25 protein-coding genes are annotated in these 21,798 nt (G+C 35.1%); 17 read left to right on the forward strand and 8 right to left on the reverse strand.

The window, feature by feature from the left end; translation table 11 throughout:
* The first annotated feature begins 694 nt into the window (after positions 1 to 694).
* The 6 genes from JQ843_RS00935 (at position 695) to JQ843_RS00960 (ending at position 5,654) form a co-directional block, all read left to right on the forward strand.
* The gene (locus tag JQ843_RS00935) at positions 695 to 898 is read left to right on the forward strand and encodes a hypothetical protein (protein ID WP_003010127.1); all 204 of its coding nucleotides are present in this window, start codon (positions 695 to 697) and stop codon (positions 896 to 898) included.
* Entirely contained in the window at positions 891 to 1,877 is a 987-nt protein-coding gene (locus JQ843_RS00940; protein ID WP_003010129.1) for an ABC transporter ATP-binding protein, read from the forward strand. Before JQ843_RS00935 ends, JQ843_RS00940 begins: the two co-directional genes overlap by 8 nt.
* Positions 1,874 to 2,668 (forward strand): ABC transporter permease, encoded by a 795-nt coding sequence (locus JQ843_RS00945; RefSeq protein WP_203212647.1) that lies wholly within the window; start codon positions 1,874 to 1,876, stop codon positions 2,666 to 2,668. The genes JQ843_RS00940 and JQ843_RS00945 overlap by 4 nt, the downstream gene beginning before the upstream one ends.
* 1 nt (position 2,669) lies before the next feature.
* A complete protein-coding gene (locus JQ843_RS00950; RefSeq protein ID WP_003013947.1) occupies positions 2,670 to 3,455 on the forward strand; it encodes an ABC transporter permease in 786 nt (261 codons plus the stop codon).
* Between the two features lie 537 nt (positions 3,456 to 3,992).
* Complete coding sequence (locus JQ843_RS00955) at positions 3,993 to 4,292, forward strand: tyrosine-type recombinase/integrase (RefSeq protein WP_203212693.1); 300 nt, start codon at positions 3,993 to 3,995, stop codon at positions 4,290 to 4,292.
* 78 nt (positions 4,293 to 4,370) lie between these two features.
* On the forward strand, positions 4,371 to 5,654 hold the full coding sequence (locus JQ843_RS00960) for a hypothetical protein (RefSeq protein WP_203212648.1): 1,284 nt from the start codon (positions 4,371 to 4,373) through the stop codon (positions 5,652 to 5,654).
* Positions 5,655 to 5,776: 122 nt separating this feature from the next.
* Here the strand turns inward: JQ843_RS00960 and JQ843_RS00965 are convergent, their stop codons facing one another.
* Positions 5,777 to 6,388 (reverse strand): Fic/DOC family protein, encoded by a 612-nt coding sequence (locus JQ843_RS00965; protein WP_000240415.1) that lies wholly within the window; start codon positions 6,386 to 6,388, stop codon positions 5,777 to 5,779.
* Positions 6,381 to 6,569: a hypothetical protein gene (locus JQ843_RS00970; protein WP_000171300.1), complete on the reverse strand. Its 189-nt coding sequence runs from the start codon at positions 6,567 to 6,569 to the stop codon at positions 6,381 to 6,383. The genes JQ843_RS00965 and JQ843_RS00970 overlap by 8 nt, the downstream gene beginning before the upstream one ends.
* Positions 6,570 to 6,716: 147 nt before the next feature.
* On the opposite strand from JQ843_RS00970, the gene JQ843_RS00975 reads away from it, so the two are divergent.
* The 8 genes from JQ843_RS00975 (at position 6,717) to JQ843_RS01010 (ending at position 15,536) form a co-directional block, all read left to right on the forward strand.
* Positions 6,717 to 7,217, forward strand: coding sequence for a hypothetical protein (locus tag JQ843_RS00975; RefSeq protein WP_049529777.1), 501 nt, complete (start codon positions 6,717 to 6,719; stop codon positions 7,215 to 7,217).
* A gap of 768 nt (positions 7,218 to 7,985) precedes the next feature.
* Positions 7,986 to 8,165: a hypothetical protein gene (locus JQ843_RS00980; RefSeq protein WP_049516166.1), complete on the forward strand. Its 180-nt coding sequence runs from the start codon at positions 7,986 to 7,988 to the stop codon at positions 8,163 to 8,165.
* A gap of 162 nt (positions 8,166 to 8,327) precedes the next feature.
* Positions 8,328 to 10,541, forward strand: a complete 2,214-nt coding sequence (locus JQ843_RS00985; protein ID WP_203212649.1) for a glycoside hydrolase family 31 protein — start codon at positions 8,328 to 8,330, stop codon at positions 10,539 to 10,541.
* Positions 10,542 to 11,005: 464 nt separating this feature from the next.
* Positions 11,006 to 12,415 carry a peptide MFS transporter gene (locus JQ843_RS00990; protein ID WP_419991893.1) on the forward strand — a complete coding sequence of 470 codons (1,410 nt, stop codon included), beginning with the start codon at positions 11,006 to 11,008 and terminating at the stop codon, positions 12,413 to 12,415.
* 370 nt (positions 12,416 to 12,785) lie between these two features.
* Positions 12,786 to 13,472 carry an XRE family transcriptional regulator gene (locus JQ843_RS00995; RefSeq protein ID WP_203212651.1) on the forward strand — a complete coding sequence of 229 codons (687 nt, stop codon included), beginning with the start codon at positions 12,786 to 12,788 and terminating at the stop codon, positions 13,470 to 13,472.
* 3 nt (positions 13,473 to 13,475) lie between these two features.
* Positions 13,476 to 14,891, forward strand: a complete 1,416-nt coding sequence (locus JQ843_RS01000) for a Y-family DNA polymerase (RefSeq protein WP_203212652.1) — start codon at positions 13,476 to 13,478, stop codon at positions 14,889 to 14,891.
* Positions 14,888 to 15,250: a hypothetical protein gene (locus JQ843_RS01005; protein WP_203212653.1), complete on the forward strand. Its 363-nt coding sequence runs from the start codon at positions 14,888 to 14,890 to the stop codon at positions 15,248 to 15,250. The genes JQ843_RS01000 and JQ843_RS01005 overlap by 4 nt, the downstream gene beginning before the upstream one ends.
* Entirely contained in the window at positions 15,243 to 15,536 is a 294-nt protein-coding gene (locus JQ843_RS01010; protein WP_203212654.1) for a DUF5960 family protein, read from the forward strand. The genes JQ843_RS01005 and JQ843_RS01010 overlap by 8 nt, the downstream gene beginning before the upstream one ends.
* Positions 15,537 to 15,677: 141 nt before the next feature.
* On the opposite strand, the gene JQ843_RS01015 is transcribed toward JQ843_RS01010, so the two are convergent.
* From JQ843_RS01015 to JQ843_RS01040, 6 genes are read right to left on the reverse strand one after another with little or no spacing between them, the layout of a single operon-like run.
* Positions 15,678 to 16,154, reverse strand: a complete 477-nt coding sequence (locus JQ843_RS01015; protein ID WP_203212655.1) for a glutathione peroxidase — start codon at positions 16,152 to 16,154, stop codon at positions 15,678 to 15,680.
* Positions 16,151 to 16,729 (reverse strand): DUF3278 domain-containing protein, encoded by a 579-nt coding sequence (locus tag JQ843_RS01020; protein ID WP_203212656.1) that lies wholly within the window; start codon positions 16,727 to 16,729, stop codon positions 16,151 to 16,153. The genes JQ843_RS01015 and JQ843_RS01020 overlap by 4 nt, the downstream gene beginning before the upstream one ends.
* A 26-nt stretch (positions 16,730 to 16,755) precedes the next feature.
* Positions 16,756 to 17,082, reverse strand: coding sequence for a hypothetical protein (locus JQ843_RS01025; protein WP_203212657.1), 327 nt, complete (start codon positions 17,080 to 17,082; stop codon positions 16,756 to 16,758).
* A gap of 9 nt (positions 17,083 to 17,091) precedes the next feature.
* Complete coding sequence (locus JQ843_RS01030; protein WP_000711745.1) at positions 17,092 to 17,334, reverse strand: hypothetical protein; 243 nt, start codon at positions 17,332 to 17,334, stop codon at positions 17,092 to 17,094.
* 10 nt (positions 17,335 to 17,344) lie between these two features.
* Entirely contained in the window at positions 17,345 to 17,887 is a 543-nt protein-coding gene (locus tag JQ843_RS01035; RefSeq protein WP_203212658.1) for a DUF3278 domain-containing protein, read from the reverse strand.
* Between the two features lie 15 nt (positions 17,888 to 17,902).
* Positions 17,903 to 18,097 carry a helix-turn-helix transcriptional regulator gene (locus JQ843_RS01040; RefSeq protein ID WP_049544880.1) on the reverse strand — a complete coding sequence of 65 codons (195 nt, stop codon included), beginning with the start codon at positions 18,095 to 18,097 and terminating at the stop codon, positions 17,903 to 17,905.
* Positions 18,098 to 18,263: 166 nt separating this feature from the next.
* On the opposite strand from JQ843_RS01040, the gene rsmH reads away from it, so the two are divergent.
* The 3 genes from rsmH to pbp2x are packed head-to-tail and all read left to right on the forward strand — an operon-like array spanning position 18,264 to position 21,797.
* The gene (gene rsmH / locus JQ843_RS01045; protein WP_203212659.1) at positions 18,264 to 19,214 is read left to right on the forward strand and encodes a 16S rRNA (cytosine(1402)-N(4))-methyltransferase RsmH; all 951 of its coding nucleotides are present in this window, start codon (positions 18,264 to 18,266) and stop codon (positions 19,212 to 19,214) included.
* A gap of 9 nt (positions 19,215 to 19,223) precedes the next feature.
* Positions 19,224 to 19,541 carry a cell division protein FtsL gene (ftsL, locus tag JQ843_RS01050; protein WP_000227824.1) on the forward strand — a complete coding sequence of 106 codons (318 nt, stop codon included), beginning with the start codon at positions 19,224 to 19,226 and terminating at the stop codon, positions 19,539 to 19,541.
* 3 nt (positions 19,542 to 19,544) lie between these two features.
* Complete coding sequence (gene pbp2x, locus JQ843_RS01055; RefSeq protein WP_203212660.1) at positions 19,545 to 21,797, forward strand: penicillin-binding protein PBP2X; 2,253 nt, start codon at positions 19,545 to 19,547, stop codon at positions 21,795 to 21,797.
* Position 21,798: the final 1 nt, after the last annotated feature.

Consider the following 21,798-nt stretch of genomic DNA (forward strand, 5'->3'; position numbering starts at 1 on the left):
CTTGACTTCTGTCGGTAAAAACCAAATAAGGTAAATTTTTGATATTCTGGTTCGATTTTTACTTATTTTTGACGAAAATTTACCTTATTTTGATGCAATTGATTGAAATTAGTTGAAATTTTATTTTCTGAAAACTAGTGAGAACGTTGATTTTAAAGCATTTTGAAATTAGATGAAATAAGTGATGCCCCAACCAGGTCTTAAGAAAGCTCGTAAAGTATCACAATTATCAAAACGTTAATCAACACGCTTATATCAACGTTTACAGACATTTAAGAAATTTCTCTTGGATGTCTTTTTTTGTCTAGCTAAATTTTACAAATTGGGCAATTTAGGTTACTCAATAATATAAAAAAGATAAAAATTTAAAGTTCGAATTTTAATTTTAAAAAAAGTAATTATTATTGAATATCTGTTCAAACATTTTTTGTTTTCTAAGATTAATATAAGTATATATACTTTAAAAAGGAAGTCAAACATCTTGCTCATAGATTTTTGCATTTTTAAAAAATACATTTTGTCATATAATAATGTGGAAAATTGACGGATTCCTTAAATAATCATATAATATGAATATGTAAACCCTTACATACTATTCTACTTATACTTGATAAAATGCAAGTTCTTGAGGATCTATAAATATATAGACACTCTTCTATTTATAAAGTGAAATAAAGAATCACGGAGAAAGTTTATGGATATTAAAGAGACATTCAACCAGCTAGACAATACAAAATTTAATGATTTCAATAATCGCCTTGAAGGTTTTGAGAAACTTTTTAAAGACAAATATTATTTTACCCATCCCGAAGATTTTAGCTCAATCTTTAGCATTTTGGTAAAGTATGGAAAAAGTACAAGTAAATATATTTTATCGAAAGGAGAGATATATGAGTGAAATAGTTATTAATGCTCAGAATTTATCTAAAAATTTTTATAATTTTGATTCAAGACTCCCATTTATCAAGAGATTTTTGAAACGTAATCAAATAACGATTCGAGCTGTTCAAGATATTAGTTTTACGATTAAGAGAGGGAGTATAGTTGGCTTTATTGGGAGTAATGGAGCTGGTAAATCCACAACGATTAAAATGTTGACTGGGACTCTTTATCCTAGTTCCGGAAAATTAGAAGTGAATGGAGAAATTCCATTTAAAAGAAGTATAAATTTTAGAAAAAAAATTTCAATAGTAGTAGGAAATAAATTACAGTTATTTCAAGATGTTTCGGCTATGGATTATTTTCAATTGATTGGTACTTTATATGAGGTAGAACCGGCGATTTTACAAGAACGAATTCAGGAATTAAGCAATTTGTTGAATGTAAAAGATCAGCTTTACCAGCAGGTCCGGACCCTCTCTCTTGGACAAAAAATGAAAATGGAGTTTATCGCGGCATCTTTAACAAGTCCGGAAATATTATTTTTAGACGAGCCTACTATAGGGTTAGATATACAGTCTAAAAAAGATATCAGAACATTTTTAAAGAAAATGAATGAAGAATGTCATACTACTATTATTTTAACGAGTCATGATATGGATGATATTTCGTCTGTTTGTGACGAATTAATCGTCATTGACAAAGGAAAAATTATTTTGCAGGAGTCAATGGATGTTATTTTATCTAAATTTTCTGATTTTAAATATTTAAAGATAAAAATGACATTAGATTTGGTACCAGAGTTATGCTCTGTTAAAGGAGTAGTAGTCATTTCTCAAACAAAATCGGAATGTATACTAAAAATACCTAGAGATTTTGTCTTTGAGACATTAGAATCAATCAATAAGCTTGTAGATATAGAAGATTTTGAAATATCAAATCTTTCTTTAGAAGAAATTATTTTACAAAACTATTTTACAAAAAAGGAGCACAATTGAAAAAAGAAATGTCTATTATTCTGATATCATTTCGATCTATTTTGAACTATAAATCAAGTGTACTATTGTTAATGTTACAGGCAAGTATACAAATTATGATATCAGTATTTTTATGGACGTATATATATCAGAGTAACCAGATAAATATAGCAGGATATGATTTTACCTCAATGCTTCAATACTATTTGGGGACTATAATTTTTTCATATTTTGTTTTTTATCCAGTTGATTGGGAAATCAATGACGATGTTCATTCAGGAAATTTTTTTAGCATATTAATAAAACCTGTTACTTTTTATAAGTATTATTTTTGTAAAATGCTTGGAGATAGGCTTGCTCATTTATTATTTATCATCATTCCTGTCATTTTATTCTCCAGTGTTTATTACAAGAATGAGTTATTAACCATTGAAATTCTTATTTTAGGAAGTATTGCAATTATTCTATCTATGGTTCTATGGTTTTTAATATCATGTTGTGTAGGTATGCTTTCTTTTTGGTTAGAAAATATATTTTTTGTCCTTACTGTTAAAGAAATAGTAATTCAGTTTTTATCAGGAATATTATTGCCTTTAAGTTTTTTTTCAAATAATTTTCGTCTGTTTTTAGATGTATTACCTTTTAAATACTTAGTATATGAACCGGTTCAGATGTTTAGTAATGATACATATAAATTAATAGACTATTTGAGAATTATTTGTATTCAATTGATTTGGTGCATCATTTTTTATATTATATCAAGATTCATATTGAGAAAAGGAGTGGAGCACTTCTCAAATGTGGGAGGATAAAATGTTTAGAATAAAAGTAATTTTTAGGCTACTTCATTTTGGTTTTAAATCTGATATGAATTTTCATTTTGACTTCTTTTGTGGTCTATTTTCGTCGATACTGTGGATTGGTTTACCTATTGTATTTTTTAGATTGATTTTCTTAAACATAGACTCTTTTAATGGTTGGGACTATTATCAAATTTTATTTTTGGTAGGTTCCTACACTATTGTAGATGGAGTTATGATGGGATTGTTAATTAGAAGTATGGGAATTTTAGAATCAGATATTTTGAGTGGTAACTTGGATCAAATTTTATTGAGGCCGTTTGATACTCAGTTGTTCTATATTTTTAGATCATTTAATTTAGTTCAATTCGTGAATACTTTTTTTGGTCTTGCGATCATTTTTATAAGTTATGGAAATTTAAATGTACATTTAAATTCATTAAAAATATTATTTTATATCCTTTCTTTAATGTGTGGTTGTATTATATATTATTCAATTTGGTTTCTAATAACGATTAGTTCATTTTGGTTCCCAACTAAATTTTCAAAAGTAGATGTATTTTTGAATTATATTGGAATTTCTAAGTATCCATATAATATTTTTACAGGTATTAACAGATTGATCACTATGTTATTTGTTCCCAATTTATTAATTGCCAATCCTGCAGTATTAATATTTTTAGGGAAAGATACATTGAACCTATTTTTCTATCAAATAGTTTTTACAGTTTTTTTGATTATTATCAGTCGTACAATTTTTAGAAAAGGATTGAAAAAATATGAAAGTGCAGGAAGATAAACAATGTTGTTCAGTTATATGTTTGACTAAAGGAAGTGATTCGCTGTACTTTGTTTTGTGGTCATTGAAACATCAGATAATTATAAACTATAATTTAAAGAATAGTATTATTAACTTATAGGTGCTAAGAAAAAATTTAAAGAAATTCCCTCATTCAATCAAACTTATTCATATTTTTTAAAATAAGAAAATAGTTGGATTTTGATGATGGTTGATATAAAGCTAAACTGAAAGTACCTGAAATCCAACTGTGTCAAACCAGGTCATACGATCTGTGAGAAAAAGAACACATAACAAAAAGAGGAGCTTCACAATAAAGTTCCTCTTCTTTTATATATCCGAATCATTATTCTTATTTCAAAAAAGGTAGTGAAAAAGGTAGTGATTCGGTTGATTTATATTGCAATGTAGTGAAATTTAGAATTTCAAGAATCGCTTAAAATCAAGGTTTCTAACATCTATTGACGTGTAGTGAACCCCTATTTCACCTCTATAAATAACAAACAGGGCAGAGCATTGTATCATATAGAAATTTCAATGTTCTTAAGAGGTGGAACTAGTCAGTCCGCTAAGTATAATAAGAAAAGTAGAAAATCCTATAAGGATATTGACGATCTATTCGATTTTGATAGACCTGTCCATATAGTTCCCCATATGTTCCGACATAGTTTTGTTTCAGTCATGGCTGATAAGATTGTAAGCCTAAACGTTATTAGAGAGTTTGTTGGACATTCAGAAGATAGTAGAGATATAGAAAAAATCTATCGTCATGTCATGCAAAAAGGAAAACATAAAATTGAACAAGCCATGATAGATTTAGCTAAAATCATAAAATGAGTAATAGTTGTGGTTATTGATTCAGTTTCATTAAAAAAATGATATGATAGTGATATAAAGTATCAATTAGGTGTAGGTATGATAAATAGACAAGCTAAGAAGTTTTTTGATTATTATTTAAAAATAGTTGCAACAGAAGAATATCAATCTTATTATCAAAGACATGAGCAGGAAGGATTAGAATTTCATAAAAAGTGCATTGAAGAAAAACATCCCGAATGGAGGACACGGACAGACTATTTTGATGAATTCTCAATTGGCGAGTTTATTATTTTAGATACACTTTCAAATGAGGGTGTTAATAAATTAACGAAGCGTTTATATTCGTTGCCAAAGTCGAAATTTAAAGTGAAAAATTATTATAAAAAACCTACTATATTTAAAAAATACGACTATGTCCATTTAGAATATTTAAGGCATGGAGTCGGAATTTTTGCTGAAATTGAGATAATTGGAGATAATTTTTTCAGCAGTATTGAAATAAGTTGGGCGACGGTAAATAATTATTATGCTATTTTTCAATATAGATTTCATTTAGAACAAGTATTGACAGAGTCTAATCTTCAATTATTTATTTCTGATAATATCAAAAACTTGAGTAAAAAAGATTACATTAATTGGTATATTCTGGATGATGAGGACGATAAGCTTAATTATCTATCTATTGATCAGATGACAAATGAACTTCCTGCTTTGATATGTCAACATTATATAACTACGTTTTTATATAGCGAAAATGGGAAAATGAACAAATTAATTAATCTAACAGTTGCTTTTCGAAAAGACAAAGTTGATATAGATAAAATATACTTCGGGGATATTAGTTATAGTCTATATAATAAAAAAGGCAATTACTATATTTCAAATAGTTTTAATGATAGTGATTATGTTCTATATTCAGGAAATAATTTCATTCCCAGATTTAGTATTTTAGGCTCTATATCACAATATGGGAACGAGCTCTATTACTTATTATTTGGAGAGCGAGAGCTTCATATTTTTGAAAGAGATTTTTCGAAATATGTATCAGGAAGAAAGAACATAATGTTTAATAAGAATTTTTTAAACCTTTTGAAAAAGATACAAAGCCTATCGGAGTCAGAAAACAGAATAGATATTTCTAATTTTAAAAAAGACTTTGAAGATTCTTGGACTATATTTGTATCAAATGACGAAGTTCAGCTAGAAAATTTATTTCATAAAAATTTGTCATATTATCGAAATGTAATTAAAGAAAATTATTCCTATTTGAATATGCTTACTGAGATAAATTACACAAAGACAAATACCATAAGTTCTATCGTTGCTACGATAGTCTCCATCATTGCTACCATTATATCTGTTATTGCACTCCTAAAGTGATATAATCAGTTAAAATTCAGTTATTTTGCTAAAATTAAAAGAAAAAAGCCTTTGAAATGCTGATTTCATAGGCTTTTAATATATCTAATCACTTCACTTTTGTAATTATCAAGTATTACAATCTATATTTCTTTTAATATTTTACCAAATAATTCTTCTAGCTTCCCTAAGTCTCCATAGACAGTTCCGTCCATATAAAGGTTGTAAACTTCATCATCTTGTTCCACTCGTATTTGTGCAGAATACCCTTTTAATAGTGCTAAGGAACGAATAACTTCTCGTTGAGTTCGTCCATTTCCTTCTCGAAAGGGATGGAAATAATTAAGATTATCAAGAATTTTTGCTAAATGTTTAATGATTTCATCTTTTGAGTTGGCAGTTTGATGATAGGAATGAATGAGATGATTTATATAAGTTTCTGCAGCATTAAACGACTGTATCGACATAAAAGGATTACCACTTTTAGAGATATTCACCTTGCGATATTGTCCTGACCAGGCATAAACGTCTTGAAACAAATAGTTATGAATGGCTAAAATATTACTCATGGAATAGACTTCAATGGCTTTCAAGCGCAAGTCTGCAAGTCTTTTAGTAACGAATAAGTGTTCATTTCGGTAGGCTTCTTCAATATTTGTAACATTTTGTTTGTTGATTAAGACTGTGGAATTTGGATAGGTATATTGGTGATTAGGGTCAATGTACTTATAGCCTTCGTATTGATTTTTAACCAATATTCAATTCCTTTCGTCTATTGACAACATAAGTTTTTAAATCAATCACATCTTGAACAGTAGGTTCATAATTTTCAATCATTGATGATCCAATAGCATACCAGACGGTATCGAAATCTGAAAAATTATCAAAGGGAATCCCTAAAATTGTTAATTCTTCTTTATTTACATCAAGAGTCATGGCACACCTCCTTATATAACGTTACCTTTATTATACCATAAAATCGGTATTTTTACCTAAAGGGATAGAGACTAAAAGATATATTATGTTTAATGTTGATTTATGATAAAATAGTTTTATTATAAAAAGAAATAACAGAGGTATAGCATGGAGCCATATATTACAGAAGCTTTAGTAAAAGCAGGGATTGAATTGGGAACTCTAACATTTAAGGGGACAACAACACTAGTGAATAGTAAAATTCAATCATTAAAGGAAGAACGTAACGCCGATAAATTACGAAATACTTATGATGAAATTGTAAATGAGTTACTTTCGGAACGAGAACAGGCAATTAGAATTGCTCAGGCATATAAAGAAGAATATGAAAAAGTACATATTGATGATAAAGATATTGAGTATTTGCACAACACTTTAGAACGGGTTATTTCTCTTCTATCTTCATTTACTAATGTTGAAGATGGGAAAGAAGATTCAATGAAACAATTGGTTGCTCTACTTAATAAGGATACTTTAAAGACTATGCAACTATTAGGATTTAATTACAAGGAGGCAATAGGAGAACCTTTAACGGAGGTTTGCTCAAATGCTATAAGAAATACATTAGGAGGTCTATCATCTAAGAAAAACGTACGTAACAAAAAATAATTGAATCAATGGTGTGAACTTTTTGGTAAAATCTAGCTCAATTTGTGTATTTTTAGGGTAAAATTCACACCATTCAACTGAAATTGATTCAAATTAGATGAAATTTTGTTTTCTGAAAAAGCAGAAAAACATTGATTTTAAGCCCATCTTGAAACTTATTCAAATAGAAATGTTTCCAACCAGGTCTTAAGAAAGCTCGTAAAGCATCACAATTTAGTAAACGTTAATTCGAAAGAATTACTATACTTACAAAGAGCACCTTTCGGGGTGTTCTTTTTGTACTTTCTTACTAAATTGGTGCAATTGACATAGTTGTTGCGACTTTAGTCGCTTACAAATGTGGCTGCAACATGACGAAGTCAGTTGCCTCAAAATGTTAATCAATACGATACTATCAACGTTTCAAATCACTCGAAAGTTTACCTTATTGTTTCTTTTTATATTCTTAAGAAATCAAAAGCAACATAAGTCGTCAGCTCTTTATTATAAAAACATTAATTATAATTCTAGTATTATCTTCAGTCTAAAATCAGTATTTTGAGTTGTACGAAATCAGTTTTTGAATTTTGTCTAGTCTTACTTCATTTGCCCCTGAAGTTAAGTTTTTACTCAGCATCATTAGTTAAAAAGGAAAAAGAATGCGTTTTATATTTGAATTTGAGGTTTATAAAATAGGATAAAAGTACTGAAATTTAGATATTACAGACAAAATAAAATTTTTAAAAGCTACATAGAAACATGGTATAATGTAACTAAAGGAGGTAGCATATGTCCTTAGATATAGATAAAGAAAAGATGACAATCATGGGAGTAGCTTTTGAAAACCGATCCGTTTTTAAGAGTGTTTGGTATGCTTTAAGTACAAATATGATTGAAGGATGGCGACCTACGGTTATTGATGTTGAAACACTGCGAGATGAAGCTCTTGCTCTGGGGATAACTCTTTAATAAACTTTTGGTTTGTTAAAAAATATTTTGTCCACTACATTTTTTCAATTGAGTATTATTTATCATAGATATAACAGATAGAACATTGCATTCAGAATAACGAAAAACGCATCAAAAATGGTGCGTTCTGTTTTTATGCTACCATAAAAGGAGGGAAACAAATTGAAAATTTTTAAGGGAGAGTTTTATCGAATTTCTGTATTAACAGACAAGCTAGTAAGGTTAGAATACTCTAAAACTGGCAGTTTTGAGGATAGAACTACACAACTTATCTATAATAGAGATTTTGGCGAAGTTTCGTTAGATTCTATTGAGACATCAAACGTACTAGATATTATGACGAACTATTTTCATTTGCATTTTAATAAAGGAGAATTTAACGCCGAAAATTTATTTATAGAATTAAAAGGAAATTTTGCTGTATATGGTAGTCGCTGGTATTTTGGTGAATCTATTGAAACGTTAAAAGGAACAGCTCGGACTCTTGATGAGGCAGATGGAGCAATCCCATTAGAAGATGGAATTATTAGTCGAAGTGGTATTGCCTTATTGGATGATTCTCAAGGATTTATTTGGGATGAACAGTCTGGTTATATTGAGAGAGAAAATCAAATTGACCTGTATTTCTTTGCCTATGGGCATGATTATAGAGGAGCAATCAGAGACTTTTACCATTTGACTGGTTCAACACCTTTGTTACCAAGATATGCTTTAGGGAATTGGTGGAGTAGGTATTGGCCTTATACGTCGGATGAATATTTGAATTTAATAGACAGATTTAAAACAGAGAAAATTCCATTATCTATCGGTGTTTTAGATATGGATTGGCATATAACTGACATTCCAGCCCGTTTTGGAAGTGGCTGGACAGGATATAGTTGGAATAAAAACTTAATACCTAATCCAGAACAGTTATTGCAACAACTTCATGATAGGAAGTTAAAACTCTCCTTAAATGTCCATCCTGCTGATGGTATACGGGCTTATGAAGAAGCTTACCCGCGAGTCGCCAAACGATTAGGGTTAAATGTAGAACTAGAAGAACCTGCTATTTTTGATTTTTTTAATCCATCTTTTAGAGAATCCTACTTTAAAGATGTTCATTATGAGCTAGAAAAGCAGGGAGTAGATTTTTGGTGGATTGACTGGCAACAAGGGACACAAGGCATGTTGGATCCACTGTGGCTTTTAAACCATTATCATTATCAGGATAGTTGTAAAAATGCAGAAGGTGGTTTGATTTTATCAAGATATGCAGGTCCTGGTAGTCATCGCTACCCTGTTGGTTTTTCAGGGGACACTATTATTAGTTGGAATTCCTTAAGATTTCAACCCTATTTTACAGCGACAGCATCTAATATCGGTTATAGTTGGTGGAGTCATGATATCGGTGGACACATGCTGGGGGATTATGACGAAGAGCTACAAACTAGATGGCTACAGTTTGGCGTTTTTAGTCCGATAACTCGATTACATAGTTCTAGAAGTCCCTTTAATAGTAAAGAACCTTGGTTTTTTTCAGAAACAACATCTAAGATTATGAAGAAATACCTTCGTTTGAGACATCAGATGATTCCCTATCTATACACTATGAATGTAAAGACACATGAGGAAGGTGCCCCTTTAATCAGCCCAATGTATTATTTCTACCCAGAGAATGATGAGAGCTATAATGTTTCAAATCAATACTTTTTTGGAACAGAACTGATGGTGGCTCCCATTGTAGAAAAGATGGACTTGGCATTCCAATCTGCAAAAGTGGATGTATGGTTCCCTGAAGGTGAATGGTATGACTTCTTTTCAGAGAAAAAATATACAGGTGGTGTGAAGTTGAGTGTTTATAGAGACATTTCGACTATACCTGTGTTTGCAAAAAGTGGTGCAATTATTCCCTTGGTTGATTCTGAGATAGATATGGGTGTTGATTTACCTGAAGTTGTAGATTGGTATGTATTCCCAGGCAAACAACATTCTTTTGAAATGATTGAAGATCAAAATGGTCAAAGATATAAAACAAGATTGTCAATCGATTGGGAAATGGGAATGGTAGAGTTAACATTACAAGGAGATTCTAGTATCGTTCCAAGCAATAGAAGGCATAGAATTCATTTTAAAGGAACGAATGTGTCTATAATTGAATTGCCAAATAAGAATGATACAGCTAGATTTGAATGTAAAGATAATAAAAGGACATCACTAAATGATGAAGTTTTTAGACTACTAAAGACTGCTTCTCTTCCATATGAATTAAAAGATAGATTATTAAATCAATTCATCAATGCCAAAAATTCTCATGAGTTAATGAATATCTTGCATCATCAGGATAAGGAATTGAGAGGGCGTTTGTTGGAAATGATATTTACTAGTGAAAACTAATTGAGAAATTTCGTACACAACTTCTATTATTTAATTGCTAATTATTTATTTTTCATGTGTAATAGTTTTACATCTCTATGCTTATTGGCTTGTATTTTAGTAATTACAAGTTTAGCATAGGGATTTTTTTGTTCATTGAAGAGGAGAGGATATGATAAGTATGTTTCAAGGTTTGAAACATTTTTAAACTAAACAAGAGCAAATTTTTAAAGGTGATTTTTCAACGTAACTTCCACTTGCCTGACCGAAGTGGAAGTTAGTCTGAAATGGATTTTTATGATGGAATTAAGTATGAGACGTGTGATTTTTCAGAAAATTTTCTAAAATAAACAGGATTTGTTTGACATTTGTTTGAAAATTCTGTAAAATGAATTATTATATCGTTAAAGGAGAATATATATATGGAAAAACAGAAAACATTTTTTGGACATCCTATGGGCTTGTCCACCCTCTTCTTTACAGAGATGTGGGAACGCTTTTCTTACTATGGGATGCGAGCTATCCTACTTTACTACATGTACTATAGTGTGCAAGATGGTGGGTTGGGGATGGAGAAGACCACAGCTGCATCGGTTATGGCTATTTATGGCTCGCTGGTATTTTTGTCCTCGGTTATCGGTGGTTTTGTCAGTGACCGTATTTTAGGAAGTCGTAAGACTGTCTTTTACGGGGGGATTCTGATTATGCTAGGGCATATTGCTTTGGCAACACCTTTTGGACAAGTAGCTCTCTATCTTTCTATTGCCTTGATTATCTTTGGAACTGGATTTTTAAAACCCAATATCTCAGATATGGTTGGAGGGATTTATGAGAAAGAGGATGATAGACGAGATGCAGGTTTTAGTATCTTTGTCTTTGGAATTAACTTAGGTGCCTTTGTTGCTCCTTATCTAGTGGGTTATCTAGGTCAGGAAGTCAATTTCCATTTAGGTTTCTCATTAGCTGCCATTGGGATGTTCTTTGGTCTGGTGAAGTATGTTTTGGATGGGAAGAAATACCTGCCTGAATCAAGCCTTTACCCTACTGATCCACTTTCACAGAAGGACCAGCAGACATTGATTAAACGCTTGCTGATTACACTTGTCATGGTTATTCTGGTGGTTCTAGGTTTGGTCTTTACTCACCAGTTTAACGTGGATATGATTGTTAATATCTTTACAGTGATTGCTGTAATTATTCCAATCTACTATTTCTTCAAGATTTTATCTAGTCAGAAAATAACTACCACTGAGAGATCCCGAGTATTTGCCTACATTCCTCTATTTATCGCTGGAGTACTCTTCTGGTCTATTGAGGAGCAGGGATCTGTTGTTCTCGCTCTATTTGCGGATGATCAAACTCGACTTTATTTTAATGTATTTGGGAATCAGATTCATTTCCCATCTAGCTTTTTCCAAAGTATCAATCCCCTTTTCATTATGATTTATGTGCCGATTTTTGCGTGGTTGTGGGGGAAAATGGGTAAAAATCAACCATCCTCTTCTAAAAAATTTGCTTACGGTTTATTTGCGGCAGGTTTATCCTTCTTGTGGATGATGTTACCAGGGATGCTCTTTGGGACAGATGTTAAGGTCAGTCCTCTCTGGTTGATTATGAGTTGGGCTATTGTGATTGTGGGAGAAATGCTGATTTCGCCGATTGGTCTATCAGTCACTACTAAGTTAGCACCAAAATCCTTCCAAGCACAAATGATGTCTATCTGGTTCTTGAGTAATGCAGCTGCCCAAGCTATCAATGCTCAAATTGTAAAATTTTATACAAGCGAAACTGAAGTTGCTTACTATGGAATTGTTGGAGGAATTACGATTGTATTCAGTATTATCTTACTCTTCTACGTTCCACGTATTGAAAAACTAATGTCTGGTATCAAATAGAGAAACATTGAAATTTCTGTAGGGATTCTAAAAGTTAGATCAATTATTTATTCAAAGGATTTAGTTCTGTATTGTGTAGGGCTAGGTCCTTTTAGTTTGATTAATACTCTTCGAAAATCTCTTCAAACCGCGTCAACGTCGCCTTGCCGTACTCAAGTACAGCCTGCGCCTAGTTTCCTAGTTTGCTCTTTGATTTTCATTGAGTATAAAACTCACGATGTTTCTGCTTTTCCTAGTGGACATTTGTCTACTTTTTTTATATAATAAAAATAAACCATATTGGTTGAGTTTTGAAAATATGGATTCAAGCATCGATTAGTCTTTCTAAGGGAGATAATGTCCATTAAAGCATCATAATAGGAGGTGAAGTATGTATCAGCCAGAAAAATTAAAGGCTCGGAGGAAAGAGTTGAAACTGACACAGAAGGAAATTGCAGAGCAACTTGGGATTAGCTTTCAGGCTTACTCAGCTTGGGAACGTGGAGTCAAGGAACCGTCCAAGGAGAAGGTGTTCCAGCTAGAGAATATTTTAAAAGTGCCAAAAGGATATTTTACTCAGATCGAGATTGTCCGTCTCTACGATAGCCTCTCCAAGCAAGGGAAGGAGAAGGTTGTTCTCTATGCTCGCGACCTGGCTCAAGAGGAACTGGCTCAGAAAGTGACAATCATGCCAGAGCGTCTCTACGAGTACCGTGTCTACGAACGCATGTCAGCGGGGATTGGAGCTTCAGTCTACGATGATCAGAATTTTGATACGGTTTACTTTAATGAGGAGTTGGCCCATGATTTTGCATCCTGGGTATCTGGAGACTCCATGGAACCTAAATATCAAAATGGTTCAGTAGCACTGATTCGAGAGACAGGATTTGACTATGACGGGGCGGTCTATGCAGTGGTTTGTAACAACCAGACCTATATCAAACGGGTCTATAGGGAGGAAGCTGGCCTGCGTCTGGTCTCTATCAATCCTAAATACAAGGATATTTTCATCTCCTATGAAGAAGATCCTCGGATTGTGGGGATTATTGTTGGGAACTTTGTGCCGATGGAGGGCTAGTCAATGGGCTACTTTGATTATTCCAGAGAGCCCAAAAGTGACATTGCCTTTGTCGATATGAAATCTTTTTATGCCAGTGTCGAGTGTGTGAAAAGGGGCTTACATCCGCTGAAAACCTCACTTTGTGTCATGAGTCGCGCGGATAATTCGACCGGTCTTATCCTTGCCTCTTCTCCCTTGTTTAAGAAGATTTTTGGCAAGTCAAATGTTGGTCGGGCCTATGATTTGCCTTTTGACATCAAAACACGTAAATTTTCCTATTACAATGCTCGAAAGCAAGGGTTGCCGACCGACTCAGACTATGTTCGTTATATCGAAGATTGGGCTCAGGTGACCTTGATTGTACCTCCTAGGATGGATGAATACATAGCGGTAAATATGGAAATCCAGCGAATCTTTCAAAACTATGGTAGCCCAGATGATATTTATCCCTACTCGATTGATGAGGGCTTTATTGACCTGACTAGTTCGCTTAACTATTTCATCCCAGACAAGAGTCTTTCTCGTAAAGACAAGTTGGATCTGCTTTCTGCTCGTATTCAGAGGGATATTTGGAGGCAGACAGGGATTTACTCTACAGTAGGCATGTCCAATGCCAATCCCTTACTGGCCAAGTTGGCTCTGGATAATGAGGCCAAGCACACTCCGACCATGAGGGCCAACTGGTCTTACCAGGATGTGGAAGAGAAGGTCTGGGCCATTCCCCAGATGACAGACTTTTGGGGTATTGGCAGGCGAATGGAGAAACGCTTGCATACTCTGGGGATTTACTCCATCAAGGAATTGGCCACCAGCAATCCAGACCAGCTAAAGAAAGCTCTGGGTCAGGCTGGCCTGCGTCTGTGGTTTCATGCTAACGGAATTGACGAGAGTAATGTTCATAAGCCCTATAAAGCCAAATCCAAGGGCTTGGGGAATTCTCAAATTTTGCCGAGAGATTACGTGAAGCTACGAGATATTGAAATTATTCTCCGGGAAATGGCTGAGCAGGTAGCTATTAGACTGAGGAGGGCGGGTAAGAAAACAACTCTTGTCTCTATCTATGTCGGTTTCTCTAAACAGGAGGTCAGGTCGTCTATTCACACACAAATGAAGGTCGAACCGACCAACAATACAGCTGTTTTAACGGATTATGTTTTGAAGTTATTTCATAACAAATACACTTCTGGAGCGGTCAGAAGTGTCGGAGTTAACTATTCAGGCTTTGTGGATGAGTCCTTTGGTTTGATTTCCCTTTTTGATGATGTTGACAAGTTAGAAAAAGAAGAAAGGCTCCAGACGACCATTGATTCCATTCGGGAACAATTTGGTTTCACTTCTCTTTTAAGAGCCAATGCACTGGAAGAAGCCTCTAGGAGTCTTGCCAGAAGCAAGCTGATTGGGGGACATTCTGCTGGAGGATTAGATGGATTAAAATGATTGATCGTTCTTATTTACCTTTTCAATCTGCGCGAGATTATCAAGATCCAGGGATGCAGAAGTGGATGGGCTTTTACCTTTCAGAACACACCAGTTCGCTTAGTGAAGAAAAAAACCGTGTTAATTTTTCGATAGATTTGGACCCAGTTGAGAAGCTACACTTGCTTTCTCAGCTTTATGTTGGCCAACTGAAGGGAAGTTTTGTGGTCAAGGAAAAGAATCAGAAAACCACGATCATAGGTGAAGTGAGCGAATTATCACCTCAGACTCTATCTATTAGGACAAACGAGGGATATAGGTTGATAGAGGTTGCAGATATCCTAGAAATTCGGCTGTGGGAGGAGGGAGTGTATGACTAGAAAAGAGCTGTATGAAAACAAACTACAGATGGATTATTTTTCAGATAACTATATTCGTTTCGAAGAGGATTTCCAAAAATATTCTGCCATGAACATACCCTTGACTTTCTTGATTGATGACATCCTACGAACCATGGCAATGAATCAGAAGAACTACTTTGTCTTAAACAAGGAAAATGCCAAGGATGGGCGGGAGCATCGTTTTTATTTTAGGGTGGTAACGGAAAAAGCGTGTCCTAGAAATCGGACTTATACATACTCAGGAGTCAAGAATAGCAGTCAGTAGTGCCTTGTCTGTGGTAAATGTATCATTTTTCAACGCTTCATGTTTCATATCATGGGGTGTTTTTCTATTTAAGTTAAAGCACATCAAAAAATCTCACTATTCATTAGACTAAAGGAAACCTAATCATAGTGAGATTATGAATTATAGTAATTTTTGTATCGCCTCTTCAATTTGTTTTGGGGCTGTTTTAGAAGAAAAGCGCTCAAAGACTTGTCCATCTCGACTGATGAGAAATTTAGCGAAATTCCATTCGATTCGTTTTCCTAGTGGGCCAGATTTTTGATCTTTTAGCCACACATAGAGGGGATCTGTTTCCTTACCGTTGATCTTGATCTTGGCAAAACGTGGGAAGGTGGTCTGGTAATGTAGGCTACAGAAGGCGTTGATTTCCTCTGCGCTGCCTGGTGCTTGTCTCATAAACTGATTGCAAGGGAAGTCTAAAATCTCAAAACCTTGTTCTTGATAGCGATCATAGAGTTCTTGAAGTCCTTGGTACTGGGGCGTTAAACCACATCCAGTAGCAGTGTTGACAACCAAGAGAACCTTACCACGATAGGTCTCTAGTGGAGTTTCTTGATTGTCTTGCTTCAAGACTGAAAAATCGTATAGTGAAGTCATTGCTTGCTTTTCTCCTTCTGTTTGGTATTTTTAGGAGTTTTCTCCTCCTGTAGTGATAGAAATCCGTAGGTCAGGGTTCCAAAAATGCTACCGATAATGAGGCCATACATCAGGAAAGGACCACTTTTATCGAATTGCAAGAGCAATTTCACAAAATCTGAAAGGGACATCTGCTGAACGAAGACTTTATGAAAGATGAGTAAGGTAAAGAGGCCAATCTGAATACCGATAAACACAATCCAGCTTCGGAATTTGATTTGGGCTTTGCTGTAGATTTTGAGAATGATTTCTGATTTGTCATCCTTTTCAAGATGAAGCTCTTGGACGGCTTTTTGAGCTTTTATACTCATGAACAAAATGAGTCCAAAATAGATGTAGGGCATAACATTTCGAACAATTTCTATAAAGCTTCCGAACAAAATATAGAATAGGAAGAGAATGAAGGAAGAGTAAAAGATTTGGATCATGGAACGGGCGCAAGCCTTGTAGATAACCTCTTGACGGCATTCATCAAAAGGCCCTTGGATATGAAAGAAATTTCGAAGTAGGCGAGTGGTTAAGTCTTCTTTTTTCATGGGTGATTTCTCCTAAATGAACGATGCTATTTTGTTTCTTTTACGAATTGATAGAGATAATAAAGATAAGTAATAGAAGAAAGGATAGCGATAGTCAGCAGTAAATAATATTTCCAATCGCTTGATATGAGCATCAGTTGTGGTAAAGATATAATCATAAAGCACAGTGCTAAGTTGAGTATGCGTGTTTTTTGGGAGTCAATCTTTAGATAAGTTAGTCCTTTGTTGAGGGCTGGAATAAAGACTAGAAGGAGGAATATCTCGCTGAATGGCAAGTTCCCTGAAACGATGATGAAGATGAGAAGAGAACTGAACAAAAGATGATAGGTAAGTAAAGTTAGTAATGATTTCATAGGTACCTCCTAATCCTGGTCTTTTTTAGCTCTTGCAATACGAAGTGAGTCGACAATATGTATCATCACTCCGAAAAAGAAAGCTCCCAGTATAGTTTTAAAAATATGTTTTGTATTTAGAAGAGAAGTGATAAAATTTGGATTTTCACTTGTTAGGGTATCAATGAGTGGAATTATAAAAAATATCACTGTTCCATAAATCGAACCTGCTTTCAGACCAGGATAACGTAACTGTTTCTTTTCTTTTTTCATGAGTTTCCTCCTAATCCTCATCTTGATCTTTCTTAGCTTTTTCAATGCGACGGGAGATGAGGAACTGTATACTCGCTCCGAAGAAGATAGAACCGAGAATGCTTGATACACCATTTCTTATAGTGAGGAGAGAATGAAAATAGTCCTGACCTTCACCTATGAGTATACTGAGAAGAGGAGTTATAAAAAACATCCATAGACCAAAGAACAAACCTGCTTTAAGACCTGGGTAGTATAGTTGCTTACTTTCTTTCTCGCTCAGCATATCTGGATCAATAGCTGTAATCCCTGTTTTTTTCATTTGGTAGGTGACATAGCCAGCAGAGATGAGGGCAATCACTAAAATCAGAGGAGGATAGACTAGAGCTACTAGTTGAGGATATTTATAGGCCAGAATGAGCGGAATAAGATTGCCGAAAATCATCAGATAAAAGAGGAAGATAAAGACTTGGTTACCTATACGGTCTGCCTCGCGTCGTTTGTATTCGTCAAGTGGATCAGAAATACCGTATGTGCGCTTGATCAGTTTTTCAGTGAAGGTTTCTTTTTTCATGTGTTGGCTCCTTTTTTAAAAATCATCCTCCCAAAAGAGATTGTTGAGGTCAGTTTGGAGGCTACGGGCGAGATTGAGACAGAGTTCCAGAGTTGGGTTGTACTTGTCGTTCTCAATCATGTTGATAGTTTGTCTCGAGACACCGATATCCTTGGCGAGTTCGAGCTGGGAAATGCCCAGTTCTTTGCGAAATTCTTTCACACGATTCATCTGTTCTCCTTTCTGATTTGTGTCGTATATATTTGACTATATTATATTCTTCTATGGCGCGAATGTCAAGCATATTTGACATATTTCTTAAAGAAATCTTACTTGTTTTTGACCTATTTGTCTGACTAGTGCAAGCTAGTCAGATTTGTGGTAAAATAGATAAGATATGACAAAAGAATTTCATCATGTAACGGTCTTACTCCACGAAACGATTGATATGCTCGACGTAAAGCCTGACGGTATCTATGTTGATGCGACTTTGGGTGGAGCAGGCCATAGCGAATATTTATTAAGTAAATTAAGTGAAAAAGGCCATCTCTATGCCTTTGACCAAGACCAGAATGCCATTAACAATGCGCAAAAACGCTTGGCTTCCTACATTGAGAAGGGGATGGTGACTTTTATCAAGGATAACTTCCGTCATTTACAGGCACGTTTGCGCGAAGCTGGTGTTCAGGAAATTGATGGAATTTGTTATGACTTGGGAGTGTCTAGTCCTCAATTGGACCAGCGTGAACGTGGTTTTTCTTATAAAAAGGATGCGCCACTGGACATGCGGATGAATCAGGAAGCTAGTCTGACAGCCTATGAAGTGGTGAACCACTATGACTATCATGACTTGGTTCGTATTTTCTTCAAGTATGGTGAGGATAAATTCTCTAAACAGATTGCGCGTAAGATCGAACAAGCACGTGAAGTCAAGCCAATCGAGACAACGACTGAGTTAGCAGAAATTATCAAGTTGGCCAAACCTGCCAAGGAGCTCAAGAAGAAGGGCCATCCTGCCAAGCAGATTTTCCAGGCTATTCGAATTGAAGTCAATGATGAACTGGGAGCGGCAGATGAATCCATCCAGCAGGCTATGGAGATGTTGGCTCTAGATGGTAGAATTTCAGTGATTACCTTTCATTCCTTGGAAGACCGCTTGACCAAGCAATTGTTCAAGGAAGCTTCAACGGTTGAAGTTCCAAAAGGCTTGCCTTTCATCCCAGATGATCTCAAGCCCAAGATGGAATTGGTATCCCGTAAGCCAATCTTGCCAAGTGCAGAGGAGTTAGAAGCCAACAACCGTTCGCATTCAGCCAAGTTGCGCGTGGCCAGAAAAATTCACAAGTAAGAGGAAAAAATGGTAGATAAGAAAGAAACAACCAGTCAATTCTTGCAGAATCGTATAAAAAAATTCTCACGTGTGGAGAAGGCTTTTTATCTTTCCATCGCTTTTACGGCACTCGTTTTAGCAGTGAGCATTATCTTTATGCAGACACGACTCTTGCAAGTGCAAAGTGATTTGACAAAAATCAATGCGCAGATAGAGGAGAAGAAGACAGAGCTGGACGATGCCAAGCAGGAAGTGAATGAATTGATTCGTTCAGAGCGCTTGAAAGAAATTGCAGATAAAAAAGATTTGAAATTGAATAATGAAAACATCCGAACAGCGGAGTAAGATATGAAATGGACAGAAAAAATAACCCGATTTGCGGTAAAAAATCGTAAATCTCCAGCAGAAAACCGTAGGATAGTTGGCAAGTACCTCAGCTTTTTAGCTGTTGCCCTTTTCGGCCTCTTTTTGGCCAATTTTGCTTATATTATCGCAAAAGGTAATATATTTGGTACTGACTTGGTAAAAGAGGCTAAAAAGGTTCACCAAACAACCCGAACAGTTCCTGCCAAACGTGGGACTATCTATGACCGAAATGGAGTGCCTATTGCTGAAGATGCGACTTCCTATAACGTCTATGCTGTTATTGATAAAAAATACAAGTCAGCAACTGGAAAAATTCTTTATGTAGAGGATTCGCAGTTTAATAAGGTAGCTGAAGTCTTCCATAAGTATTTAGACATGGATGAAGCTTATGTGAAAGAGCAATTAGCTCAACCAAATCTGACCCAAGTTTCCTTTGGTGCAAAAGGAAATGGGATTACCTATGCCAATATGATGGCTATTAAAAAAGATTTGAAAGATGCTAGTGTGGAAGGGATTGACTTTACAACTAGCCCTAACAGAAGCTATCCAAATGGACAATTTGCTTCTAGCTTTATTGGCTTAGCCCAACTTCATGAAAATGAGGATGGTAGTAAGAGTTTGTTAGGGACTTCTGGTTTGGAGAGTTCTTTAAATACCATTCTTGCTGGGACAGACGGTATTATTACCTATGAAAAAGACCGTGTAGGAAATATCGTACCAGGTACAGAACTGGTATCGCAACAAACTGTGGATGGCAAGGATGTTTATACAACATTGTCTAGTCCGCTACAATCTTTCATGGAAACTCAGATGGATGCCTTTCTAGAAAAAGTAAAAGGTAAGTATATGACCGCGACCTTGGTCAGTGCAAAGACCGGTGAAATTCTCGCTACCACCCAACGACCTACCTTTAATGCAGATACTAAAGAAGGAATCACTGAGGACTTTGTTTGGCGTGACATTCTTTATCAAAGTAACTATGAACCAGGATCAGCCATGAAGGTGATGACGTTAGCTTCTTCTATTGATAATAATACCTTCCCAAGTGGAGAATACTTCAATAGCAGTGAATTAAAAATAGCGGATGCGACGATTCGAGATTGGGATGTTAATGATGGTTTGACTACTGGTGGGATGATGACTTTCTCACAAGGTTTCGCTCACTCCAGTAATGTTGGAATGAGTCTACTTGAACAAAAAATGGGTGATGCTACGTGGTTGGATTATCTAAACCGCTTTAAATTTGGGGTTCCAACTCGTTTTGGTTTGACAGATGAATATGCAGGCCAACTTCCAGCTGACAATATTGTCAATATTGCCATGAGTGCATTTGGTCAGGGGATTTCTGTAACGCAGACCCAGATGCTACGTGCTTTTACAGCCATTGCCAATGATGGCGTCATGCTAGAGCCTAAATTTATTACGGCCTTGTATGATCCAAATGATCAAACCGTTCGTAGATCTCAAAAAGAAATTGTAGGGAATCCAGTTTCGAAAGATGCAGCTGGCCAAACTCGGACTCACATGGTCTTGGTAGGAACGGATCCTAGATATGGAACTATGTATAATCATAGTACAGGAAAAGCAACTGTCAATGTTCCAGGTCAAAATGTAGCCCTCAAGTCTGGTACAGCCCAAATCGCTGACGAGAAAAATGGAGGCTACTTAGTTGGTTCGACCAATTACATTTTCTCGGTTGTGGCTATGAACCCTGCTGAAAATCCTGATTTTATCTTGTATGTAACGGTTCAACAACCTGAACATTATTCAGGTATCCAGTTGGGAGAATTTGCCAACCCAATCTTGGAGCGGGCTTCAGCTATGAAAGAATCTCTCAATCTTCAATCTCCAGCCAAGAATTTAGATAAAGTTACGACAGAGTCTTCTTATGCAATGCCTAGCATCAAGGATATTTCACCTGGTGAGTTGGCGGAAGCCTTACGTCGAAATATTGTGCAACCAATCGTTGTAGGTACTGGAACAAAGATTAAAGAGACTTCTGTAGAAGAAGGGACCAATCTTGCACCAAACCAACAAGTTCTCCTTTTATCGGATAAGGTAGAAGAAATTCCAGACATGTATGGCTGGAAAAAAGAGACTGCTGAAACCTTTGCTAAATGGTTGGATATTGAACTGGAATTTGAAGGTTCAGGTTCCGTCGTTCAGAAGCAGGATGTTCGGACTAATACAGCTATCAAAAACATTAAAAAAATTAAATTAACTTTAGGAGACTAAT

The organism is Streptococcus mitis, from assembly GCF_905187495.1.
Classification (GTDB): Bacteria; Bacillota; Bacilli; order Lactobacillales; family Streptococcaceae; genus Streptococcus; species Streptococcus mitis_CU.

What these genes read in the sequence shown, in the direction of transcription:
- JQ843_RS01025 (WP_203212657.1), bottom strand. Translation starts at nt 17,082, where the DNA reads ATGAAATCATTACTAACTTTACTTACCTATCATCTTTTGTTCAGTTCT.
- JQ843_RS01020 (WP_203212656.1), bottom strand. Translation starts at nt 16,729, where the DNA reads ATGAAAAAAGAAGACTTAACCACTCGCCTACTTCGAAATTTCTTTCAT.
- JQ843_RS00955 (WP_203212693.1), top strand. Translation starts at nt 3,993, where the DNA reads ATGTTCTTAAGAGGTGGAACTAGTCAGTCCGCTAAGTATAATAAGAAA.
- JQ843_RS00960 (WP_203212648.1), top strand. Translation starts at nt 4,371, where the DNA reads ATGATAAATAGACAAGCTAAGAAGTTTTTTGATTATTATTTAAAAATA.
- JQ843_RS01000 (WP_203212652.1), top strand. Translation starts at nt 13,476, where the DNA reads ATGGGCTACTTTGATTATTCCAGAGAGCCCAAAAGTGACATTGCCTTT.
- JQ843_RS00995 (WP_203212651.1), top strand. Translation starts at nt 12,786, where the DNA reads ATGTATCAGCCAGAAAAATTAAAGGCTCGGAGGAAAGAGTTGAAACTG.
- JQ843_RS00935 (WP_003010127.1), top strand. Translation starts at nt 695, where the DNA reads ATGGATATTAAAGAGACATTCAACCAGCTAGACAATACAAAATTTAAT.
- JQ843_RS01035 (WP_203212658.1), bottom strand. Translation starts at nt 17,887, where the DNA reads ATGAAAAAAGAAACCTTCACTGAAAAACTGATCAAGCGCACATACGGT.
- rsmH (WP_203212659.1), top strand. Translation starts at nt 18,264, where the DNA reads ATGACAAAAGAATTTCATCATGTAACGGTCTTACTCCACGAAACGATT.
- JQ843_RS01010 (WP_203212654.1), top strand. Translation starts at nt 15,243, where the DNA reads ATGACTAGAAAAGAGCTGTATGAAAACAAACTACAGATGGATTATTTT.
- JQ843_RS01040 (WP_049544880.1), bottom strand. Translation starts at nt 18,097, where the DNA reads ATGAATCGTGTGAAAGAATTTCGCAAAGAACTGGGCATTTCCCAGCTC.
- pbp2x (WP_203212660.1), top strand. Translation starts at nt 19,545, where the DNA reads ATGAAATGGACAGAAAAAATAACCCGATTTGCGGTAAAAAATCGTAAA.
- JQ843_RS00940 (WP_003010129.1), top strand. Translation starts at nt 891, where the DNA reads ATGAGTGAAATAGTTATTAATGCTCAGAATTTATCTAAAAATTTTTAT.
- JQ843_RS00970 (WP_000171300.1), bottom strand. Translation starts at nt 6,569, where the DNA reads ATGACTCTTGATGTAAATAAAGAAGAATTAACAATTTTAGGGATTCCC.
- JQ843_RS01005 (WP_203212653.1), top strand. Translation starts at nt 14,888, where the DNA reads ATGATTGATCGTTCTTATTTACCTTTTCAATCTGCGCGAGATTATCAA.
- JQ843_RS01015 (WP_203212655.1), bottom strand. Translation starts at nt 16,154, where the DNA reads ATGACTTCACTATACGATTTTTCAGTCTTGAAGCAAGACAATCAAGAA.
- ftsL (WP_000227824.1), top strand. Translation starts at nt 19,224, where the DNA reads ATGGTAGATAAGAAAGAAACAACCAGTCAATTCTTGCAGAATCGTATA.
- JQ843_RS01030 (WP_000711745.1), bottom strand. Translation starts at nt 17,334, where the DNA reads ATGAAAAAAGAAAAGAAACAGTTACGTTATCCTGGTCTGAAAGCAGGT.
- JQ843_RS00975 (WP_049529777.1), top strand. Translation starts at nt 6,717, where the DNA reads ATGGAGCCATATATTACAGAAGCTTTAGTAAAAGCAGGGATTGAATTG.
- JQ843_RS00990 (WP_419991893.1), top strand. Translation starts at nt 11,006, where the DNA reads ATGTGGGAACGCTTTTCTTACTATGGGATGCGAGCTATCCTACTTTAC.
- JQ843_RS00950 (WP_003013947.1), top strand. Translation starts at nt 2,670, where the DNA reads ATGTTTAGAATAAAAGTAATTTTTAGGCTACTTCATTTTGGTTTTAAA.
- JQ843_RS00980 (WP_049516166.1), top strand. Translation starts at nt 7,986, where the DNA reads ATGTCCTTAGATATAGATAAAGAAAAGATGACAATCATGGGAGTAGCT.